Annotated in this window: 15 protein-coding genes; 7 read left to right on the forward strand and 8 right to left on the reverse strand. The window is 69.0% G+C overall.

Going from position 1 to position 20,806, the window contains the following annotated elements; genetic code table 11:
- Positions 1-23 precede the first annotated feature (23 nt).
- A complete protein-coding gene (locus ACZ432_RS03315) occupies positions 24-3,341 on the forward strand; it encodes an outer membrane protein assembly factor BamB family protein (RefSeq protein ID WP_426963660.1) in 3,318 nt (1,105 codons plus the stop codon).
- Positions 3,342-3,425: 84 nt separating this feature from the next.
- Here ACZ432_RS03315 and ACZ432_RS03320 read toward each other — a convergent pair whose 3' ends face one another.
- From ACZ432_RS03320 to ACZ432_RS03335, 4 genes are all read right to left on the reverse strand, one after another.
- The gene (locus ACZ432_RS03320) at positions 3,426-3,941 is read right to left on the reverse strand and encodes a hypothetical protein (RefSeq protein ID WP_426963659.1); all 516 of its coding nucleotides are present in this window, start codon (positions 3,939-3,941) and stop codon (positions 3,426-3,428) included.
- Positions 3,938-5,977, reverse strand: coding sequence for an AAA family ATPase (locus ACZ432_RS03325; protein ID WP_426963658.1), 2,040 nt, complete (start codon positions 5,975-5,977; stop codon positions 3,938-3,940). The genes ACZ432_RS03320 and ACZ432_RS03325 overlap by 4 nt, the downstream gene beginning before the upstream one ends.
- Positions 5,978-6,136: a hypothetical protein gene (locus ACZ432_RS03330; protein WP_426963657.1), complete on the reverse strand. Its 159-nt coding sequence runs from the start codon at positions 6,134-6,136 to the stop codon at positions 5,978-5,980.
- Positions 6,137-6,231: 95 nt separating this feature from the next.
- A complete protein-coding gene (locus ACZ432_RS03335; protein WP_426963656.1) occupies positions 6,232-7,656 on the reverse strand; it encodes a DEAD/DEAH box helicase family protein in 1,425 nt (474 codons plus the stop codon).
- Positions 7,657-7,781: 125 nt separating this feature from the next.
- On the opposite strand from ACZ432_RS03335, the gene ACZ432_RS03340 reads away from it, so the two are divergent.
- The 4 genes from ACZ432_RS03340 (at position 7,782) to ACZ432_RS03355 (ending at position 12,983) form a co-directional block, all read left to right on the forward strand.
- Positions 7,782-10,169 (forward strand): McrB family protein, encoded by a 2,388-nt coding sequence (locus tag ACZ432_RS03340; protein ID WP_426963655.1) that lies wholly within the window; start codon positions 7,782-7,784, stop codon positions 10,167-10,169.
- Between the two features lie 6 nt (positions 10,170-10,175).
- On the forward strand, positions 10,176-11,447 hold the full coding sequence (locus ACZ432_RS03345) for an McrC family protein (protein ID WP_426963654.1): 1,272 nt from the start codon (positions 10,176-10,178) through the stop codon (positions 11,445-11,447).
- Between the two features lie 100 nt (positions 11,448-11,547).
- Positions 11,548-12,501, forward strand: coding sequence for a homing endonuclease associated repeat-containing protein (locus tag ACZ432_RS03350; RefSeq protein WP_426963653.1), 954 nt, complete (start codon positions 11,548-11,550; stop codon positions 12,499-12,501).
- Positions 12,502-12,599: 98 nt separating this feature from the next.
- Positions 12,600-12,983, forward strand: coding sequence for a thioredoxin family protein (locus ACZ432_RS03355; protein ID WP_426963652.1), 384 nt, complete (start codon positions 12,600-12,602; stop codon positions 12,981-12,983).
- Positions 12,984-13,032: 49 nt separating this feature from the next.
- Here ACZ432_RS03355 and ACZ432_RS03360 read toward each other — a convergent pair whose 3' ends face one another.
- Positions 13,033-13,950 carry a DUF106 domain-containing protein gene (locus ACZ432_RS03360; protein ID WP_426963651.1) on the reverse strand — a complete coding sequence of 306 codons (918 nt, stop codon included), beginning with the start codon at positions 13,948-13,950 and terminating at the stop codon, positions 13,033-13,035.
- A 105-nt stretch (positions 13,951-14,055) separates the two neighbouring features.
- Entirely contained in the window at positions 14,056-14,679 is a 624-nt protein-coding gene (locus tag ACZ432_RS03365) for an adenylate kinase (protein ID WP_426963650.1), read from the reverse strand.
- 156 nt (positions 14,680-14,835) lie between these two features.
- Here ACZ432_RS03365 and ACZ432_RS03370 point away from each other — a divergent pair, with 156 nt between their 5' ends.
- Positions 14,836-15,660: a DUF63 family protein gene (locus ACZ432_RS03370; RefSeq protein ID WP_426963649.1), complete on the forward strand. Its 825-nt coding sequence runs from the start codon at positions 14,836-14,838 to the stop codon at positions 15,658-15,660.
- A gap of 105 nt (positions 15,661-15,765) precedes the next feature.
- Positions 15,766-18,927, forward strand: coding sequence for an FAD-binding and (Fe-S)-binding domain-containing protein (locus tag ACZ432_RS03375; protein ID WP_426963648.1), 3,162 nt, complete (start codon positions 15,766-15,768; stop codon positions 18,925-18,927).
- 221 nt (positions 18,928-19,148) lie between these two features.
- On the opposite strand, the gene ACZ432_RS03380 is transcribed toward ACZ432_RS03375, so the two are convergent.
- Positions 19,149-20,135 (reverse strand): DUF5787 family protein, encoded by a 987-nt coding sequence (locus ACZ432_RS03380; RefSeq protein ID WP_426963647.1) that lies wholly within the window; start codon positions 20,133-20,135, stop codon positions 19,149-19,151.
- A gap of 43 nt (positions 20,136-20,178) precedes the next feature.
- Positions 20,179-20,754: a DUF2238 domain-containing protein gene (locus ACZ432_RS03385; protein WP_426963684.1), complete on the reverse strand. Its 576-nt coding sequence runs from the start codon at positions 20,752-20,754 to the stop codon at positions 20,179-20,181.
- Positions 20,755-20,806: the final 52 nt, after the last annotated feature.

Below are 20,806 nucleotides of genomic sequence, written 5' to 3' on the forward strand. Positions count from 1 at the left end.
GGCAGCCGATCAACGACAGTCGGATGACTGCGCGGACCCGGCGGGAGTTACTCCGCGGTCTCGGGAGCGCCGCCGGTGCCGCCGCAACGGCCGGCTCCGTGATCGCGACGGCGGTGGCACAAGAGGGAGTCAGCGGCGAGTCGCGGATGGACCAGTACGACGCCGGGAACACCGGACACGCCCCGAACGAGCGGGGGCCGCGGAGCGACCCCCGGCAACTGTGGCACTCCGATACCGGCGAGGGACTGTTCGGGTCTCCCGCGATCGTCGACGGAGCGGTGTACGCGGCGAGCGAGGCCGGGACGGTCCGCGCCCTCGACGCGGTCGACGGGACCGAGCGCTGGTCGGTACGGATCGACGAGGGGATCACGAGCTCTCCGGCGGTCGCTGCCGGGACGGTCTACGTCGCTGCGGAGGAGTCGCTCTTCGCGCTCGCGGCCGACGATGGAACGGAGAACTGGGCCGCGGAGATCGGTCCGGACCCGTCGTCGCCTGTCGTACACGACGGACTGGTCGCGGTCGCCGGCGGGAACCGCGTCCACGTGTTCTCCCGGGACGGAGAGCATGCGTCGGCCTCCGAACTGACCGGTGAGGCGGTCTCGACGCCCGCGATCGTCGGGTCGACGCTGTACGTCGCCACCGACGCGGGCACCGTGGCGGCGTTTGAGATCGAGAGATCGAGCGGGCCCCCCGACCTCATCGAGACGTGGACCACCGAGACGGTGATCGACCGGCGGCCGACCGTCTCGGTCGCGGACGGCACCGTGGTCGTCACCGGCGCGAGTCCGGGGGAACTCGATCAGGGCCGCGTCTACGCCCTCGATGCCGGCACGGGGGAGGAGCGGTGGGAGTTCACCACCGAGCACTGGATCGACGGCGCGGCGGCGCTCGACGGCGAGTCCGCGTACGTCGGGATCGGGAGCGGCGATCTGGTCGCGCTGGACGCCGAGTCCGGGACGGAGCGGTGGCGCTTCGATGCGAACGACTCGTGGAGCTTCCTCTACTGGGGACCCGGAATCACGGGATCTCCCATCGTCGTCGGCGACACGGTGTACGTCGGAAGCGAAGACGACAACCTGTACGCGGTCGACGCGGAGTCCGGGACCTCGCAGTGGCGGTTCTCGACCGGCGACGCGGTCGTGTCGACGCCCACGGTCGTCGACGGCGTGGCGGTCGTTGGAAACACCGCCGGCGGGCTCTACGCGATCACGTCTCCGGACAAGTCGCCGGCTCCGATCGAAGCGGACGCGGACAGCAACGGCTCGGGGACCGAGGAAAGTGCCGAGGACGCGGGAACCGGCGGATTCCTCGCGGGCCTCACGACGAGCGGTTCGTGGGGGATCGTCACGTCGGCCGTTTCCCTGCTCCTGCTCACCCTCGGCGTCCTATTCGCAGCGACGAGGCTCGCCCTGAGCGGGGATACCGAGAACTCCGCGACGGACTCGCCGGAGGATGCCGAAGCGGCCACCACCGCAGCCGAGGACTCCTCGCACCGCGCCGATCTGCTCGACGAGTTGCGCGAGCTCGACGAGCGGTGGTCGGAGATGGACCGGCGGCTCCTCTATTCCGTCGGCGAACATCACCCCGACGAGTACGAGGCCGCCTTCGGAACCCTCGACGCCGCACTCGCCGCGGCCGGGGTGAGGGAGGTCGACAAGACCAGCGACGATGACGCGGACGACGGGTCTACGACGGCGGACGGCGCGGCCGGTGATGACGCGACCGATGGTGACGCAGCAGAGGCCGGCGCCGGCGATCACAGTCGGGCCGACGACGAAACCAGCGAAGACGACACGATCAGCGACCACGAAGCCGTCGCCGACATAACCGACGGCGACCCGACAGATACAACACCAGCGACGACCAGCGATCCACGAGAACGAACCCCTGATACGACCGACATGACCGATCTCTCCCCGAACGAACTCGCCGAACTGTACGCCGCGTTCGACAGGTTCCAGCGGCTCCTGAACGAGCTCGCGAACGAGCTGGACACGGAGGGGACGACCCCGATGGAAGAGTGGGCCGACGCCGTCTTCGACCACTGGGCCGAGGGCGGGCCGGACGGGGCGCCGAACTACGGCGTCCAGCAGCGCGACCGGAACGACTTCAGCATCCGGGAGTACCGAGACGCGTACGGCGACGGAGAGCGCGTCACCGAGTTCCACCACGTCGAGTTCGGGACCGTCGACGACCGCGTCCGGCACCTGCTCGGCGACGCCATCGAGGACTGGGACCACGCGGTCCCGGTCGCGCCGGACTCGAACATCCCGCTTCCGGTCGCGATCGGCAGCGCTGAGGCGCTCGAGTCGGGCGTCGAACTGCTCGGTGAGTTCCCGGCGTACCCCGACGCCGACCGACCGGCCCCGGACGAGACCGACGACGACACCGGCGGCCGGGATCTCCCCGAAGGTCGCGTCGAGTCGCTCACCGTCACCGTCCGCGACCACGATCCGAACCCGGGGCCGAAGCGCGACGCCCGTCTCCGCGTCGAACTCGCGGACGGAACCGAGATACCCCTCGACGTCTGGACGACCCACGACCTCTCGTTGGACTGGACCGTCGGCGCCACGTACACCATCGAGCAGGCACGACACAAGAGCTGGCAGACGGGCACCGGGACGAGCCACCAGCTCAGCAGCACGAAGGACCTCCGCGTATCGTCGGCCGATCCCGAAACGGGTGGCTGCAACGGGGGATCCCCCTCCCCGAATCGAACGACCGGGGAGAGCGGAACGACCGCCTCTCGCAGTACCAGGGGTTCGACGAGAAACGGTAGGACACCGAGCCGCAGCGAACTCCGCGAAGCGATCCGGAGCCTCGCCAACGCGGTCGATCGGCCACTGAAAGCGACCGACGTGGACGACGCCACGGAGTACGCCGCCAACGACGTCACCCGTGTGTTCGGGTCCTGGCAGAACGGTCTCGCCGCCGCCGGGGTCGACAACGAAGCGCGGCTCGTGGCGGACCTCCACCGCGTCGCCGACGAGTTGGGCCATCGACCGAGCACGAGCGAGATGAACGAACACGGCCACGTCTCGGCGACCACCTACGCCAACTACTTCGGGACGTACACCGCAGCCGTCGAGCAGGCGTTTGACGAACCGGAGACCGGGCGTGAGCGGACGGAGACGGGCTCATCCCGAGGGGCGGGGAGCGACGAACCCGACCGGGAGCCGATTTCGGAGACGGGGGCCTCCGCGGGTGAGCCCGCAACCGAAGACGGCGACGGAGATACTGTCGGCGGAGCGGAGAGTCCCGGCGTCGGGACGGAGGACGACGGTATCCTCGGAGACATCGAGCAGGACTTCGAGGGACTTTCGGGCTCCGAGTCGGAATAGCGTCCGCCGTCGCTGCGTTCGCCTCGGTAGCGAGACTGGAAGAGAAGGGGCGCAAGACCGCGCAGGCCTGTTCGACCGCTCCGGTCAGCCGCTCATCATGTCGTTGTCGAAGCTGTCGACGATCTTCGAGAGGATGTCCTCGTTGTCCGCGGTGCCGTCGGCCTCGTGGAAGCGGTCGATGAAGGAGATGACTCCGTCACGCGGCGGATTCGCCGCGTCGCCGAACTCACGCTCCAGACGCATCGCGCCGGCGTGGGCGTACCGCGCGAGGACCTCCAGTTGCGTCTCTGGTTCCACGAGCGCGCTCGAGTCGCTCGTGTGCTGGTAGGCGATCGACGCGGCGACGGCCCGGTACGTCGGCTTGTCGGTGAAGTGCATCCACAGCATCTCACCTCGCGTCCCCTCGTCGGTGGTCCCCTGGAACTCCGACTCGGCGTACGTGTTCACCGTCGGCCGGTCGCTCACGGCGTAGCCGACGCTGGCCGAGAACACGAAGAAGTCGATCAGGCTGTCGAATATCTCCCAGTCGCTGACCATCTTCTCATAGATGTCGTGCCGGTGGTAGTACTGTCGTGTCGTCGCAGTGCTGGATTCGCTCATTGGTTGACCCTCTGGGAGACGGTCTCCTCGACGATGGTAGTCTGCGGATACGAGGTGTCGCCGTCGCCCTCGTCGAAGTCAAGCCGGTACTGCCGGCTCGCGATCTCGTTCATCTCGCTCGCGACCGGCCCCCGCCACTGGGAGTCCGTCACGAGCACGACGACCTGTTCGGCCATCCGCGGGATCACTCGACTCACCGTCCGGCGGTGCTCGTCGTCCAACGCGCCGAACGGCGAATCCATCACGATCGGGTAGATGCCGCCGCTGAAGTACTCCGCGTCCGTGTCTGACTCGTACCGCTCGCGGGCGATCTGAACCAGACTTCCGATGAACGTGAGACTCGCGATCTGCCGTTCCCCACGGGACTTATCGACTTCCAGATACTTCCCCTGCAGCTGATCGCGGATCCGGAGCTCGAACTCGTCCGTGATCTCGGCCTCGTAGCCCTTCGTCGCTATTTCGTCGAACGTCTCCGAGACGAGGTCGTTCGAGTACTCCCGCACCTGGTCCTGGAGCTGCTCGAACGACGCCTCGAGCTGCTGTTGGACCTTCGAGGTCGCCTGCATCCGCCGTCGAGCGAGCTCGGCCTGGCTCTCCTCCTGCCGCGCCTCGTCGATCTCCTCGCCGATCTCCTCGAGCCGGTCCTCACGCGTCTCGACGTCGCGCTCCAGGTCCCAGATCTCGCGTTTCAAATCCTCACGTTCCGACTTCTTCCGGGTCCGCGCGGACTCCAGCTCAGACGGCGTCTCGCCGGTCTCCGGGTCCGTCACGTTCATCTCCTCGAGGTCGCCTTGGATCTCGTCGAGCTGCTCGTCGACGGACGTGAGCTCGTCGCGGAGCTCCGACCGCCGCTCGAGCAGCTCGTCGATCCGCTCCTGATACTCGGTCTGCTCGTCCTGAATGCTGGTGAGGTGGGAGATGATGCGGATCGCGGCCTGATCGACCCCGTTCTCGGCGGCGTCGGACCGGTAGGATTCGACGCTCGTGTACGGGTGCGTCCCCTCCTCCAGCGGGCGGCCGCAGATGCACTCCCCCTGCGTGAGCAGCTTCTCCACGAACTGGTTCGACACCTCGGAGGGGATCTCGCCCCGTTCGCGCAGGTCGTCGAGGTCCTGTGCGGTCGCCTCGATTGCCGGCATCACGAACGGCAGATGTCCCTTCTTGCTGATCTCGTCGTCGATCGACTCGTTGATCTCCGCGATCTCCGCCTCAAGCGCGTCCCGCCGCGACTCGAGCTGCTCCCGTTCCTCCTGGAGGTCCGCGGCCTCCTCGATCCCCTCCAGCTTGCGTTCGATCTCGCTTATCTCCTCCCGGAGACGCTGTCTGCTCTCCTTCTTGCTCTCGATCGACCCCGTGAGGTCCTCGACCTCGGATCGCAGCTCGCTCCGGGTGTCGAGCAACTCCGAGAGCTCGGAGTTGCCGTGTTCTTGGACCTCCGACTCGAACCGCTGCTCGACCTCCCCGAGGTGTCGAATGGACCGCTCGATGATGGTGAGGCCCATGATGTTCTGGATCGCCTCCTTCACCTCCGCCTGGCTGTGGCCCTCCGAGAGCTGCGTGATGTACTCGCCGTCGAAGAAGAACAGGTCGCTCAACCGCTCGGGGAGGATCTGCTCGATCGAGCGCTGGGGGTTCCGTCGCGTTCCGCGGTCGCCGTCCGCGGTCTCATACGAGAGCGACAGGTCCTCGTCGACGATCTCGCCGAGGTAGTCGTCCGCCGCCTGTCGCTGGTACTCGTAGGACCGCGTCACCTCGTAGTCGACGCCCTCGTGTTCGAACTCCAGCGTCACCTCGACCGGGACCGTCTCGCCCGGATCCACCTCCGCGAGCGCCCCCTGGCTGGCGAGCTTGTCGGGGCGCAGGTTGAAGCTCGACTCGTCGTACAGCACCCACAGGAACGCGTTCTTCAGCGTCGTCTTCCCGGAGCCGTTCTGTCCGTGGACCACCGTCACGTTCCGGTCGTCACCCAGGGCGAACTCCACGGTCTCGGACCGGAACTGTCGGAAGTTCTCGAGATGCAGCCGGTGCAGTTGCATCTATTCCGGAATCTCCTCTTCGACGATCTCCCTGATCTCCGGGATGATCTTATGCGGCCGTCGCATGTGCAGCTGTTCGCTCTCCGCCTGTAACGTCCGCTCTCGAATCCGGCGGAGCGTCTCTTTATCGACGTCCGGCGTCGAACCCCCTTCGTCCATGCTCGGAGATTATCGCTCCAGCCGCCTTAATGATTGTTCCCCGACCACGCGTTGGACTACGGCGACGTGGAGACGTGCCGTCGTGAGGATCGCCTTCAGAGCTGTCGGAGGTTGAACGCGCGCTTCAGCTCCCCGATCGCTCCCGCGTCCGTCGGGATGCCCTGCACGTCGGCGTCGGGGTGGTTCCGGGCCGCCTCGCCGAAGAGCTGCACGCGTTCCAGCTCCTGCTGCACGAGCGTTCGCTCCGTCTTGAACCGCTCGTCGTCGGCCGTCGCGTCCCGGAGTTCGCGCGGCGGCGCCACGATGAAGTCGTGGATCACCGCGTGCTGTTTCCCCGAATGCGTCCGGAGGATCCGACCGCGCCGCTGCACGAACTGGCGCGGGTTCGACGAGCTCGCCAGAACGTACGCCGTCCGCGTCGCCGGCACGTCGACGCCCTCGTCCAGACAACGGATCGCCACCAGCGCCTCGACGTCCCCGTCGTCGAACGCCGCCAGGAGCTCCTCCCGCTCCTCCCGGTCTTCGTCAGCTGTGAACCGCTTCGCGTGGACGCCGAGCTTCCGCAGCTCGGACAGTGTCGCGTCCACGTGCCGCTCGGTCCGGTCCCCGACGCTCCCCTCCACTCTCCCGTCCCCGCAGTACACCAACGTGTGCTGAACCGGTCCCTGGTCCCCGATCAGCTGGATGAGTCGGTCGAGCTTGTTCCTGGCAGTCCCGACCAGCCGTGCGCGCTCGAACAGCGCGAACTTCAGGTCCGTCCGCTCGTTGTTCTCGGCGTCGCCTAGGTCGCCACCGTACTGCATCACCAACCGGGCGATCTTCCGCGACAGCTTCAGGTACTCGTCCGCCTCTTCCGGCGTGAGATCGACGACGTGCGGGACGTAGTAGTACTCACAAAGGTTCCCGTTCCGGATCGCCTCTGCCAGCGAGTACTCGTAGACCACGTCGCCGAAGTACTCGAACAGCGCCTCGGACCCCTCATCGTCGTAGAAGCGCTGCGGCGTGGCCGACAAGCCGAGCCGCATCGGAATACGCTCAGGCAGCCGCTCACGGCGGTGTGACGCGCCCAGGTGATGCACCTCGTCGCCGATCAGCATCAGCTCCTGCCGATTGATCCGAGAGAGGATCCGCTGGAATGCCTCCGAGGTGAACGTCTCGTGCGTCGTGACGACGACGAAGCCGTCGCGAAACCCGCGATTGAACTCCGCTACCTCCCCCTCGAACCGGTCCTCCCACTTTGCCCGGGACTCGTAGGCGCGTATCGGATTCCCGCCGAAGTCCTGTACGTCTTCCCGCCACTGGTCGACGAGGTGTTGATACGGTACCGCGATGATCAGCCCGAGCTTCCCCTCGAGTTGCTCGGTGATCGTGGTCGCCGCCATCAGCGCGGTCACCGTCTTTCCCGTCCCGGTCGCCATCTGCAACACCCCCCGGGCGCCGCCCCCCACCCACGACCGGATCGCGTCCTGCTGGTAGGACCTCGCCTCGACCCACTCGGGGTTCGACAGAGCAAATCCCATCTACGCAACCCTCCAGAGGATACCCGTCTCTGCGAGGGCAGGGGTGATAAGTGTCGGGCCGGGCGGCCCGAGACCGGCCGAGCCACCGGCATTTATGTCGTCGGTTGCGCGTTATACGGCAACGCATGCGCTCGACGCTCCTTCTGGCGTCCCTCTCCGACTCTCCCAACGTATTCGACGACTTCGTTCGAACGGGCCTCAAACGGCGCGATTTCCCGGCCGCGCTCCCCGCGACTCACGGCGATCCGGTTCGGTGCCTGCCGGTCCCGACTGACGCGCCCTTCGACCCGGGGGACGTCGTCGATGACCGTGTCCTCTTCGACCTCGACGGAGACCGATACGCGTGGGTCGCGACGGTCACTGACGTCCGAAGCGCGCCGGGGATCGCCTCGCAAGGGTCCGGAATCGCGTCGGGTCCGTGGGGGGAGCTCGAAGACACGGTGCTGCTGCTCGGCGTCCCGATCCCGGTGTCGATCGACCGGCGTGGACTCCACGACGTGCTCGACGACGAGCCCGCGCGGTCGCTCCGTCGCCTCACCGAGGCCGAGCGAACGACCGTCGAGGACGACTACGGGTCCGTCGAGCGCCTCCTCCTCGCACACCGCGAGCCCCCCGACGTGTGGATCGACGCGCGTCCGAACGGCGTACATGAGTCACTCGCCGACCGGGCCCCGGCCGCCAGCGCGGAGCTGGTCGCCCCCGACGGGACGGAGGACGCGTCGATCGGTGACGTCGTTCTCCACCTCGCCGGTGACGACCACGAGGTCGTCGGCACGTCGGTCGTGTCGTCCTCGACCGCCCGGGACGCCGACGGCGCAGTGGCCGTCTCCGAATACCGGCCGCTCCGGGACACGATCCGCCTGTTTGACGACGTCTTCGACGACCCGTCGTACGCCGCTCGGCTCAACCGGATCGCGGACGAACACGGCGACTTCCTCTACGACGCCGACCGGGAACCCCTCGCGGAGGTCCAGTTCGCGCGCTGTCCGCCCGCACTGCTCGAGCTGTTCATCGCGGAGTCGTCGGCGCTGCTCGACCACTTGAAGACGTGGTACTACCAGGTCCAACGCCCGGCCCCCGCGGACGCGTACAACTCGATCGAGGAGGCGCTCGTCGACGTCCGCGTCCGGAGCGCCTTCAGCGACCACGGCCTCGACTGGTTCGCCGACGAGACGCTTTCGACCGCCGTGAGCCATCTCGCGGAGACGCTGCCAACCATCCAGCCGGACGGCGACGTCACGCCGCGCGACGACGCGTACTGCGAGCTCTTCAGGGACCTGTACGAGCGGACGGAGCCGCGGCTCACGACCGCAGTGTCGCGGCTCGGCATCGGCGCCGTCCAACCCCTCACCGAGCCGCAGACCCTGTTCTTCGCGCTGTTTCGCGACCTCCAGCGCGCCGCTGACGTGGGCGAGTACGCGAAGCCGGTGAACGTCCGGGCCGTCCTCGAGGAGGACTACACGGTGACGACGCCACGCCGGCAGACGCCCATCCGGCAGGGACAGCCGCTCGCTACTGCCGAGAAGCCCGACCAGGCCGACGACATCGCCCGGCAGCTGGCGGCGACCGGGCAGATGGTGTTCTACGGGCCGCCCGGCACGGGGAAGACGTACACCGCCGCGCAGTTCGCTAAGTGGTGGCTCCACCAGCAGTCCGACATCGACCCGACGACCGACCAGCTGGAGACCGTCACGTTCCACCCCTCGTTCACGTACGAGGACTTCATCGAGGGGCTCAAGGCGGACAACACCGACGACGGCGTCGTTTACGACTACCAGCCCGGCGTGTTCAAGGAGTTCGTGGAGTCCGCCCGCGAGGCGTACCGGACCGCGATCGACGACACGCCGCGGTACGTCCTGATCATCGACGAGATCAACCGCGGGAACCTCGCGCAGATCTTCGGGGAAACGATCACCGGACTGGAGTACGACAAGCGGCTCGACGGCGCCAACGAGACGACCGTCTCACTCGCCCATTCCGGTCAGGCGTTCACGATCCCGCCGAACCTCTACCTCATCGGCACGATGAACACGGCCGACCGCTCGATCGCGCTCGTCGACGCCGCACTCCGCCGGCGCTTCCGGTTCCTCGCCTTTCCGCCGGACTTCGAGGCCATCGTAGAGGACTCCTCCGCGCCGTTTACGTCGATTGACGCGCTCCGCACCGCGGCCGAGACCCCCGGCCATGCCAATCGGCTGTTCGCGCTCTCGATCCTCGCCGTCATCGAGTTCAACGAGACGATCCTCGCCACCGGGGACCTCGGGAAGGGCAAACAGATCGGCCACTCGTTCTTCTTCGGAAAGACCACCGGCCCGGAGCTCGTCGACACGTGGCGCTTCGAGATCCTGCCACTGCTTGAGGAATACTTCTACGGGCAGTTCGACCGCATCCGCGACGCGATCTTCGGTGGCGGCGGACAGCGCCTCATCGACTACGACACCGAAGAGATCCGGTCGTTCGACGCCGCGACGCTCACCGCCGAGCTCGCGACGCTGCTCGACGTCGACGAGTGATTCGGCATGCCCGTACGCCCAGACACGACCGACCCACACGCGGCGACCGATCGAACCGTTGTCCTCTCCGAGTACGAATCCGCCTCGCCGATCGCCCTGTCCGAGCGGGCGCGAGCGTACCTGCGTGACGAGATCAACGGCGGATCGGACCGCGGCGGCGACCGGGTGGACGTCTCGTACACGCCCGATGGCAACGCCGTCCTCACCGCCACGTCGTACGTCGGCCTGGTCGGCTTGCCTGACGGACCGACGCTTGAGATCCGTCCGAAGATCCCGTCCACGAACCTTCTGTACGCCCTCCAGTACGCGTCCGCCGCGTCCGCGCACACCTTCGACACGGACACCCGGATCGAGGCCGGAACGCTGTTCGTCGACGCCCTCGGAATCCTGTACGAGCGCGAACTCCAGCGTGTCCGGAACCGGGGCCTCCACACGGATTACGTCACGCGGCAGTCGGTCGAACGGCGGCTCCGCGGTCGGCTCGACGTCCAGCGCCAGATACAGCGCCATCCGCCGGTCCCTACGGAGTTCGAGTGCACCTACGAGGAGCTCACGCCCGACATCCCCATCAACCAGGCCATCCTCCGGGTCACGGAGGGGCTCCTCAGAATGGTCTCCGGCGACCAACTCACCGGCACGCTCCGGCGCCACGCACGGGCCCTCCGTCGCGACGTCAGCCGGACCCACATCACCCACGCCGACGTCGCGGCCATCAAACTCGACCGGCTCAACGAACACTACGAACGGATCCTTCGGCTGACGAAGTTGTTCCTCAGAAATAGCCACGTCGGAGACGTCACCTCGGGGTCCCGGCGCGCCTTCTCGCTTCTCGTCAACATGAACGAGGTGTTCGAGAGTGTCGTTTCTCGGGCGGCGGAAGCGGCCGTCGCCGACCGGAAAGGCTGGCGGATCGTCAGGCAGGACGCCAGTAAGCGGCTCCTTCACGACGGCCGGTTCGACATCACGCTCAAACCCGACTTTACGGTTCGAGACGCCAGCGGGACCGTCCGGCTCGTCGGAGACGCCAAGTGGAAGCGGGGCGCCCCGCCCAACGCCGACTTCTACCAGATCGCCGCGTACCAACGGGCCCACGCCGCGCCCAGCGTTCTCGTCTACCCGTCGCAGGGCGGCGCCGTCGCTGACGCGTGTACCATCGCCGACGGCCACCCGCTCCGCCTCCTCGAACTGCCCACGAGCGACGCGTACGCCTCCTACGCCGAGTTCCGGGACGCCGTGACGGAAGCGATGACCGCCGCCATCGACGAAGCGATCGAGTGACGCCATATCCACTCGGCCGGCGGAACGGTGACGACCGGCGCCGCACAGGTGTCCGCCGGTTCCTGTAACTATTTCCCTTCCCTGATCGACGATCCGGATGATGTCGGAGGAGATCATCGAGGAGATCGACGCCCACCTGAACGAGATTCTCCCGGAGGATCCCGAGGAGATACGGCGGACCGTCGACGAGGAACGGCGAGAGGAGATGGTCCGGATCCTCCAGCACGCGGCCGACGAGCTGGGGAAGTCGCCGACGGTTGCGGAGTTCGACGCGCTCGATCTCGCCACGTCGTCGGACGCGATCCGGTACGTCTTCGGCACCTGGAATGACGCCAAGGAGGCGGCCGGGCTCGAGACGTTCCAACGCGGCACGTCGACGCCGATCGATCAGGACTACTTCGAGGCGATCGATACCGCCGAGAAGGCCTACTGGCTGGGGACGCTGTTCGCCTACTCAACGGTCAGCGAGATCGGCCGGTCGAAGAGCCTCGGACTGCAGGTCGCCCGCGTCGCGAGCAAGGAGCACTTCGTGCGCGGGTTCGCGGACACTGTCGAGTCGGGCTACGCGATCAACACCTACTCGAACTCGGACCGCCCGCGGGAACAGGAGAAGGTTCACCTCCAGATCAGCAACCCGACGTTCATCGAACACCTTCTCGCGGCCGGCTACCCGGCCGACTCCAGCGACCCCGGCGATTTCCCCTCGCTTTCGGACGCATACCGGCCCGCCTTCGTCCGCGGCTACCTCGAGTCGGCCGGCTACTTCCGTTCACAGGGCTGGCGTATCACCGTCGAGAACCCCGAACGGGCCACGTGGCTCAAGAATAGCTTCGAAGAGTTCGGGGCGAAACGACCCACCGTCTCGGAGGGCGGAAACGGGAAACGGAAGGTGAACGTCTCGAACGTCTTCGACATCAAGTCCGTGTTCGAGGCCTGCTGGCCCGACCAGCTCGAGACGACTCCCTCGTGGGAGCCGTATCCGACCAAGGTCCTCGCCCACCTGGAGGCCGAGTATCCGTACCCCGAAAACGTCGCCTACCTGTCGGGTGGGTGAATGCCGACGAACGCCACGGGCCCTGTGGGCGTTCCGAGTTTCCGCACCCCCATGGCCTCGTCACGGCGCTTAACCGTCCTCGTCGCCTTCTCCCGGTAATGACCGAGACGACCCCGCAAGCCGCGGCCGCACCGGACCGCCCAGTCGACCTCTCGGGCGGCGAGGAACTGGACGCCCTGCTCGCCGACTCCGACTGGTCGCTCGTGATGTTCTACACGAAGGGCTGCACGCTCTGTCAGTCGATGCACCCGATCCTCGGAACCGTCGCGAAGGTCGGAGACGTCGCGGTCGCGTCCGTGAACCCGGGCGAGGACCTGGACCTCGTGGCCGACTACGACGTGCGGAGCGTGCCGACGCTGGTACTCTTCGAGGGCGACGAGCCGGTCGACCGGCTCGCGGACGGCTTCGTCGGCGCCGAGCGTGTGCTGGCGCTGATCCGCGAGCACGCGCCCGACCGCGTACCCGACGCTGACGCGGAGTAGCCCGGGTCGCGAGAAGGTCCGCACGGAGCCGCAGCCGCGAACCGCGGTCCTACGACGAGGACGGCGACATCTGGATGTTGAGGCTCTTCTGGACGATCTGGGTGAACGCCATCGAGCAGAGGAAGTACCAGACGATCCACATCTGGATGGGGCCGGCGATGCCCTGCGTCCACTCGACGGTGCCCGCGATGGGAACGACGAGTTGGCCGAGTTCGTACTGGGCCTCGCTCCCGCGGTAGCCGACCGCCCAGTACATCCAGAGGAACGCCGGGATGGTGAGGAACATGATCCACACCATCGGGCGGAACTGCTCTTTGAACATGCCGAGCTGGTCGCCCATCGCCTCCATCTGCTCTTCCTGGATCTGGTCGAGCGCCTCCTGGTCGTCGCGCTCCTTCGCCTCCTTGCGGCGCTCCTGGATCTCCTTCATCCGGTCCTGATACTGGCTCATCCGCTCCATGTCCATCAGGCCGGCGCGCAACAGCGTGGAGTAAAGCCCGGTCGCGAGCGCGACGACCATCACCACCACGTAGAAGGGCACGACGTTCAGGAGCGGGCCGAACACGAGGTCGACCGCGCCCGCGATGATGTTCCGAACCGGCTCCATCATGTAGCCGACGAAGAAGCCGACCGTGACGAGCCCCGCCAGTTTGTCCCACTTCGACCACGAGGCCCCCTCTGGGGTCTCCGTGTCCGACCCAGTCGAGGCGGCCGAACCGGAGTCGTCTTCTTCGGGCTCCAGTCCGGCCGCGATGGCGTCGCGGTCGGCGAGCGCGAAGCCGGACTCGCCGTCGACGAGCACGCCCTTCTCGATCAGCCGGCCCCACTGCCCGCTGGTGATATCGTCGCGAACGTCGACCCACTTGACCTCGCCGTCGGAGGCGCGGTCGAGGACCGCCTGGATCGCCTCGCGCATCTCCCCGTCCTCGGCGACGAGGGCGCGAACCTTGCGTTCGACCTTACTCATTGCCGCGAGGTTGGCGAGGGACGGTTAAGAACCTTGTAGTTCGGTGCGCTCGGGCGGAACGGCCCGGTAGTGGCTCCGCCGGAGCCGAGCGCGGCGGCGCGACGCCTACGACTCGACCACGTCGGTGATCTCGTCGAAGACCTCGTTGGGGGTGCCCTCGCCGTCGACCTCCACGAGGACGCCCTCGTCGCGGAAGTGCTCGATGACCGGTTCGGTGTTCTCGCGGTACACCTCGAGCCGCTCGCGGGCGGTGTCCTCCTGGTCGTCCTCGCGCTGGATCAGGTCGCCGCCGCACTCGTCGCAGACGCCCGGCTCCTCGGGCGGCTGGAAGTCGACGTGGTAGTTGGCGCCGCACTCGTCGCAGACGCGGCGGCCGGTGAGGCGGTCGACCAGCACGTCCTCGTCCACGTCGAGGTAGATGACGGCGTCGAGGTCGGTGATCTCCGAGAGGTACTCCGCCTGGTCGAGGTTGCGCGGATAGCCGTCGAGCACGAAGCCGTCGGCCTCGGCCAGCGCGGCCTCGACGATCTCGTTGACGACCGGGTCGGGGACGAGTTCGCCCGCTTCCATGAACGAACGGGGCGTGCCGTACTCCGTCTCCATGTCCTTGTTCGCGCGGAGCGCGTCGCCCGTGGTGACGTGTTCGAGGTCGTACTCCTCGGCCAGCTTCTTGCTCTGGGTGCCCTTCCCCGCACCGGGGGCTCCGAGCAGAAGGATACGGTGGCTCATGTGTGGGCGCTCGCCGGCCGCACGTAAAGCCTTGAAGATACGCGACGAGCTTCGCCGGAACCGAACCCGCGGCGGTCCGGACGGGCGCCCACCGGCCGGAATCGCCACGCCGTCCGACCCGAAACCCTTTCACGCCGAGCGGTCCCGGCTCCGGGCATGCAGGTGCTCCCCGAGGGGTTCGCGCTCCCGCCGCTGCCGTACCTCGCCGCGCTGGCGCTGGCGCTCGCGGCGGTGGGAGCGGGCCTCCGCGCCCGTCGCCCCGCCGTCACCGAGCGGACTGTCCTCGCGTTCGCGCCGTGGATCGCCGTCGGCTCGTGTCTCCACGTTCTCCACGTCGCCGGCGGCCTACCGGCGGTCGCGCGGCCGCTGGGCGGGACGCCCGCGGTGTACCTCACGACGGTGGCGGCCGCCGGTGCGGTCTGGGTGGCGGCCGACCTCACGGGAGACCACTCACCCGAGACGGACCGCGTTCCCGCACTGCTCGGTGGCGTCGGGGTCGCGGCGTTCGCGCTCGCGGCCGCCGCGACGCTGCTGGCCGGCGCGGAGGGCGGGACGCTCTCGCCGTTCTGGCCGGCCGTCGCGCTGGCGCTGTCGGTTCCGACGGCGGCCGCGACGTGGCTCGCGGTCGTGCGGACGGTTCCGCGGGCGGCGGTCACGGGCGGGGTTGGGGCGCTGGCGACGTTCGGCCACGCGCTCGACGCGGTCTCGACCGCGGTCGGCGTCGACGTGCTGGGGTTCGGCGAGCGGTCCCCGCTCTCGCGGCACATCATGGACGCGGCGGCCGCGCTCCCGACCGCCGACCTCGTCGGCGTCGGCTGGCTGTTCGTCCTCGTAAAGCTCGCGGTGATCGCCGGCGTCGTCACGCTGTTCGCCGAGTACGTCGAGGAGGACCCGACCGAGGGGTACCTCCTGCTCGGCTTCGTGGCGGCCGTGGGGCTCGGTCCGGGCGTCCACAACCTGCTTCTGTTCACCGTCGCCTGACCGACGGCCGCACAGTCGGGACCGCGTCGCGCGTCGGCCTCGGCGACCCCGGCGACGCCCGCCCCGTCGGTGGGACTTTTGGTCCGTCGGGGCGTTGTCCGGGACATGTCAAGCGACGCGCCGGGGACCGGCGCCGCCGAGTCGGGGACCGCGGGCGGAGCCGTCGACCCGGTCGACCCGCGGACCGACGACGACTTCGACTACGCCGGCGGCGAGGTCGAGCGCCCCGACCTCGTGGCCGCGCTGGAGGAGCGCGTCGAGGGCGACGTGCGCTTCGACGCCTACTCCAGGCAGCTCTACGCCACGGACGCCTCGGCGTACGAGGTGACGCCGGTCGGCGTCGTCCTTCCCGAGTCGACCGCTGACGTGGCCGCGGTGCAGTCGTACTGCGCCGAAGAGGGGGTCCCGGTGCTCCCCCGCGGCGGGGGGACCTCGCTGGCGGGGCAGACCGTCAACGAGGCGGTGGTGCTCGACCTCTCGCGGTTCATGGACGAGGTGGTCGACGTGGACCCCGAGGCGGGCGTCGCGCGCGTTCAGGCGGGGGCGTACGTCGGCGACCTCAACGACGCGGCCGCGCCCCACGGCCTCAAGTTCGCGCCCGATCCCGCGTGGCGCGACAAGTCCGCGGTCGGGGGCGCCATCGGCAACAACTCCACCGGCTCGCACTCGCTGAAGTACGGCAAGACCGACCACTACGTCGAGGAGGTCGAGGCCGTGCTCGCGGACGGCACGGTGGCGACCCTCGGCGAGATCACGGTCGCGGAACTCCGTGAGGCCGCCGACGCGGACGCAGACGACCTGCTGTCCCGGATCTACGCCGAGGTCGTCAGGATCCTCGACGAGGAGGCCGAGGCCATCGAGGCGCGCTACCCCGACCTGAAGCGGAACGTCTCCGGCTACAACCTCGACCGCCTGCTGGCGGAGGCGCGCGGCGAGTACGGCGAGGAAGGGGTCGTCAACCTCGCGCGCCTGCTGGCCGGGAGCGAGGGGACGCTCGCGACGGTCACGGAGGCGACCGTCTCGCTGGTCCCGATCCCGGAGACGAAGGCGGTCTGTCTGCTCACCTACGACGACCTGCTCGACGCGATGGAGGACGTGGCGCCGGTTTTAGAACACGACCCGGCCGCGGTCGAGGTGATGGACGACGTGCTGCTCGGCCTCGCGCGCGACACCGAGGAGTTCGGGGACGTGGTCGGCATGCTCCCGGAGGGCACGGACTCGGTCCTCCTCGTGGAGTTCTACGCCGAGAGCGACGACGCGGGCCGGCAGAAGGTCGCGGACCTCGTGGCCGACCGCGTCGGGGGGCCCGAAACCGACGCGCCCGACGCCGACGCGCCCGACGCCGACGCGCCCGACGCCGACAGACACGCCCCCGACACCGCCGCGGACCCGACCGCCGGCGCGGCCGACACGACCGCGGCCCCGCGCCGCGCCCGCGACGCGATGGAGGCCCACGACGAGGCCACGCGCGACCGCTTCTGGAAGATGCGGAAGGCGGGCCTCCCGATTCTGCTGTCGCGCACCTCCGATCAGAAGCACATCTCCTTCATCGAGGACTGCGCCATCCCGCCGGAACACCTCCCGGAGTACACCCGCGGGTTTCAGGAGATCCTCGCGGACCACGACACGTTCGCCACGTTCTACGCCCACGCCGGCCCCGGGGTGCTCCACGTCCGGCCGCTGATCGACACGAAGAGCGCGGACGGCGTCGCGGCGATGGCGTCCATCGCGGACGAGGTGACGGACCTCGTCGTCAGGCTCGGCGGCGCCGTCTCGGGCGAGCACGGGGACGGCCGCGCACGCACGCAGTGGAACAGAAAACTGTACGGCGAGGACCTCTGGCAGGCGTTCGGGAGCCTCAAGACCGCCTTCGACCCCGACTGGCTCCTCAACCCCGGAAACGTCTGCGGCGAGACGGACATGACCGAGCACCTGCGGTTCGGCGCCGGCTACGCGTTCGACGCCGAGTTCGACACCGCGCTCGACTGGCCCGAGGAGAACGGCTTCCAGGGGATGGTCGAACTCTGCCACGGCTGTGGCGGCTGTCGCGGCCCGCAGGAGACGACGGGCGGCGTGATGTGCCCGACGTTCCGCGCGGCCGAGGAGGAGGTGCAGTCGACCCGCGGCCGGGCGAACGCACTGCGCGGCGCGATGTCCGGAAACCTCCCGGACGACCCGACGAGCGACGAGTTCGCGACCGAGGTGCTGGACCTCTGTATCGGCTGTAAGGGGTGCAAGAAGGACTGCCCGAGCGAGGTGGACATGGCGAAGCTCAAAGCCGAGGTGGAACACGCCCGCCACCAGGAGCACGGCTCCTCGCTCCGGGACCGCATGCTCGCCGGCTTCGAGGCGCTGGCGCCCATCGGCTCGGCGCTCGCGCCCGTGGCCAACCGCCTGCCGAAGCTCCCCGGCGCGAGCGCGCTGCTGGAGAAGACGGTCGGCATCGCGGCCGAGCGGGACCTCCCGACTTTCCGCCGAGAGAGCCTCCGCGACTGGTTCGCGAAGCGGGAGGGCGCGGGCGTCCCGTTGCGGGACGCCGACCGCAAGGTGCTGCTGTTCCCGGACGCGTACACGACCTACGTCAACCCGAGCGCGGGGAAGGCGACGGTCGCCCTTCTCGAGGCCGCGAACTGCCACGTCCGCATGGCCGAGGTGCCGGGGAGCGGGCGCCCCGCCCACTCCAAGGGGTTCCTCGACCGCGCCCGCGAGACGGCCGAGGCGACGATGACCGAACTCGCTCCCGCGGTCGCGGACGGCTGGGAGGTCGTGGTCGTCGAGCCCTCCGACGCCGTCATGGTCCAAACCGACTACGCCGACCTGCTCGGCGGCTCGGCCAGCGACGTCGACGACGACCGCGTCGCGGCGGTCGCGAGCGCCACCTACGGCGCGCTGGAGTACGTCGACGCCCACCGACTCGACGAGGCCCTCGCCTTCGACGCGCCCGGGGAGACGCTCACCTATCACGGGCACTGTCACCAGAAGGCGACGAGCAAGGACCACCACGCGGTCGGCGTGCTCCGCCGCGCCGGCTACGACGTGGACCCCCTCGACTCGACCTGCTGCGGCATGGCCGGCACCTTCGGCTACGAGGCCGAACACCTCTCGATGAGCGAGGCCATCGGCGCCATCCTCGCGGATCAGGTCGGGGACAGCCCCGGAGAAACCGTCGTCGCGCCCGGTAACTCCTGCCGGTCGCAGTTGGAGCACCTCGGCGTCGAGACGGAGCCGCCCCACCCGGTCGAGAAGGTCGCGGCCGCGCTGCGCTGAGGGCATTTTTCCGTCCCCGTGGCGGGCCATTTCTGTCCCTGCGGCGGAGCATTTCCGTCCCTGCGGCGGAGCATTTCTGTCCCTGCGGCGGAGCATTTCTGTCCCCGGCTTCGTCCACCGCCCAGCCATTTATCAGGGAAACCGCGGTCAACTCGGGCCGGGCGTCGGACGGGCCACAGCGGGGGTCGGTACGACGGTCGCGGAGCGGGCGCCGCGACCCCTCAGCGCCGGAGCGTTCGGTACCGGGCGCGTCGGCGGCGGTTCGCCAGCAGCCGCTGTATCCCCTTTCCGGGGCCGCCCTCGATGGGCCAGCCCTTCGTCCGCCACTGCGGGGGTTCGGGGGCGAAGGAGCCGCAGGATCCGGCGCACTCGCGCGCGGTCGGGATCCGGCCCTTCGCGGTACAGAAGGGCACCACGGCGTCGCCCGCCCGCCGGAGTTCGAAGTTGCGGCAGTCCGGGCGCATCGTGTCGTGGTAGGAGCGCCAGCCGCGGCCGTAGGCGCGCTCGGCCAACACGAGGCGGCGGCGCTCGGTCGCGGCGTCGCGGTCGCCGGACGGCGCGAGGCCGCTCGGCAGCCACTCGACGCGGGCGGCGTCCGCCGCGACGCCGCCCCCGAACTCGGTGACGAGGATGCCGGCCTCGACCGGCATCTCGCGCAGGAGCGCGCGCTCCACGCGTCCGCCGGTCGCGGACGTGGCCAGCCACACCTCGTCGGCGAGGGCCGTCTCCACGTCGTGGTCGAGCTGGTCCGACAGCGCCGCGGCCGCGCTCGCGTCGAGGTCGGGCTTGTTCTCGACCGCGACGATCCGTCGGACCCAGTCGGGATAGGGGCGCTTGCGGCGGAGCTCGATCCGGCCGTCACGCTTCCGCGTCTCGATCAGGTCACGGTCCGCCGCGCGGTGGACCGCTTCCCGGACGTAGCGCCAGGGGTAGTCCGGCTCGGGGAGCGCCTCGCGGTACCACGCCCACGCCGCGGGCGCGTTCCTGACGACGCCCAGCAGGTCCGCGTCAAGCGCCGCGTCGCCGAACTTCCGCCGCTGGCGGAGCCCCTCGGGGTCGACCTCGACGACGACGGTGTCCCAGCGGCGGCTCCGGGTGCCGATCTGTCTGCCGACGACGACCGGGCGCGGCCCCTCTGTCGGGTGCCACGCCCGCTCCGCCCACCGGCAGACGAGCAGTTCGTAGCCGAACTCGGAGTCGGGGTCCACGCTCGCGGTCCGATAGCGGCCGCCCGGAGAAAAAGCGGTCGGCTCAGTCGGCGGCGCGAAGCGCCTCGACGAGCCGTTCGCCGAGTCCGTAGAGGTACGCCTGTCCCCAGATCCCTACGATCACGGCGCCGGCGGTGTTGAACATCAGGTCGCGAACGGTGTCGTCCAGTCCGAACTGCGCGAGGGGCATCCGGATCCCGGTCCGGAAGGAGATCACGTCGAGCGCGAACTCGAACAGCTCCCAGACGACGCCGAACGCGAGCACGAAGAGCACGACGAAGACGGCGAAGAACTGCGTCGGGAGTTGGACCTCCTCGTGGTGCACGTCGATGGCGCGGACGCCGATGTATCCGATGGCGGCGACGAACGACGCGGACGCGGCGTGCGTGAGGTGGTCCCACCAGCCGAGGCTGGCGTACAGCCCCGCCGAGCCGAGGGTGTGTAGCACCACCGCCGTCGTGAGCCACAGCGTGAGGAAGGGGTCGAGCGCCACCCGCGAGTTGCGCTCGAAGACGGCCGGTGCGAGCGTCACTCCCAGCCCGACGAGCGAGTTGGTCACCGCCTTCGGCTGGTTAGCCCAGATCCCCCACGCGAACAGCACGACGAGGGCGCCCTGCATCGCGCGCGTGAGGCGACGCTGCGTGTCGCCCGGCAGCCGGCCGCGGAGCCGG

Source organism: Haloparvum alkalitolerans, assembly GCF_055381565.1.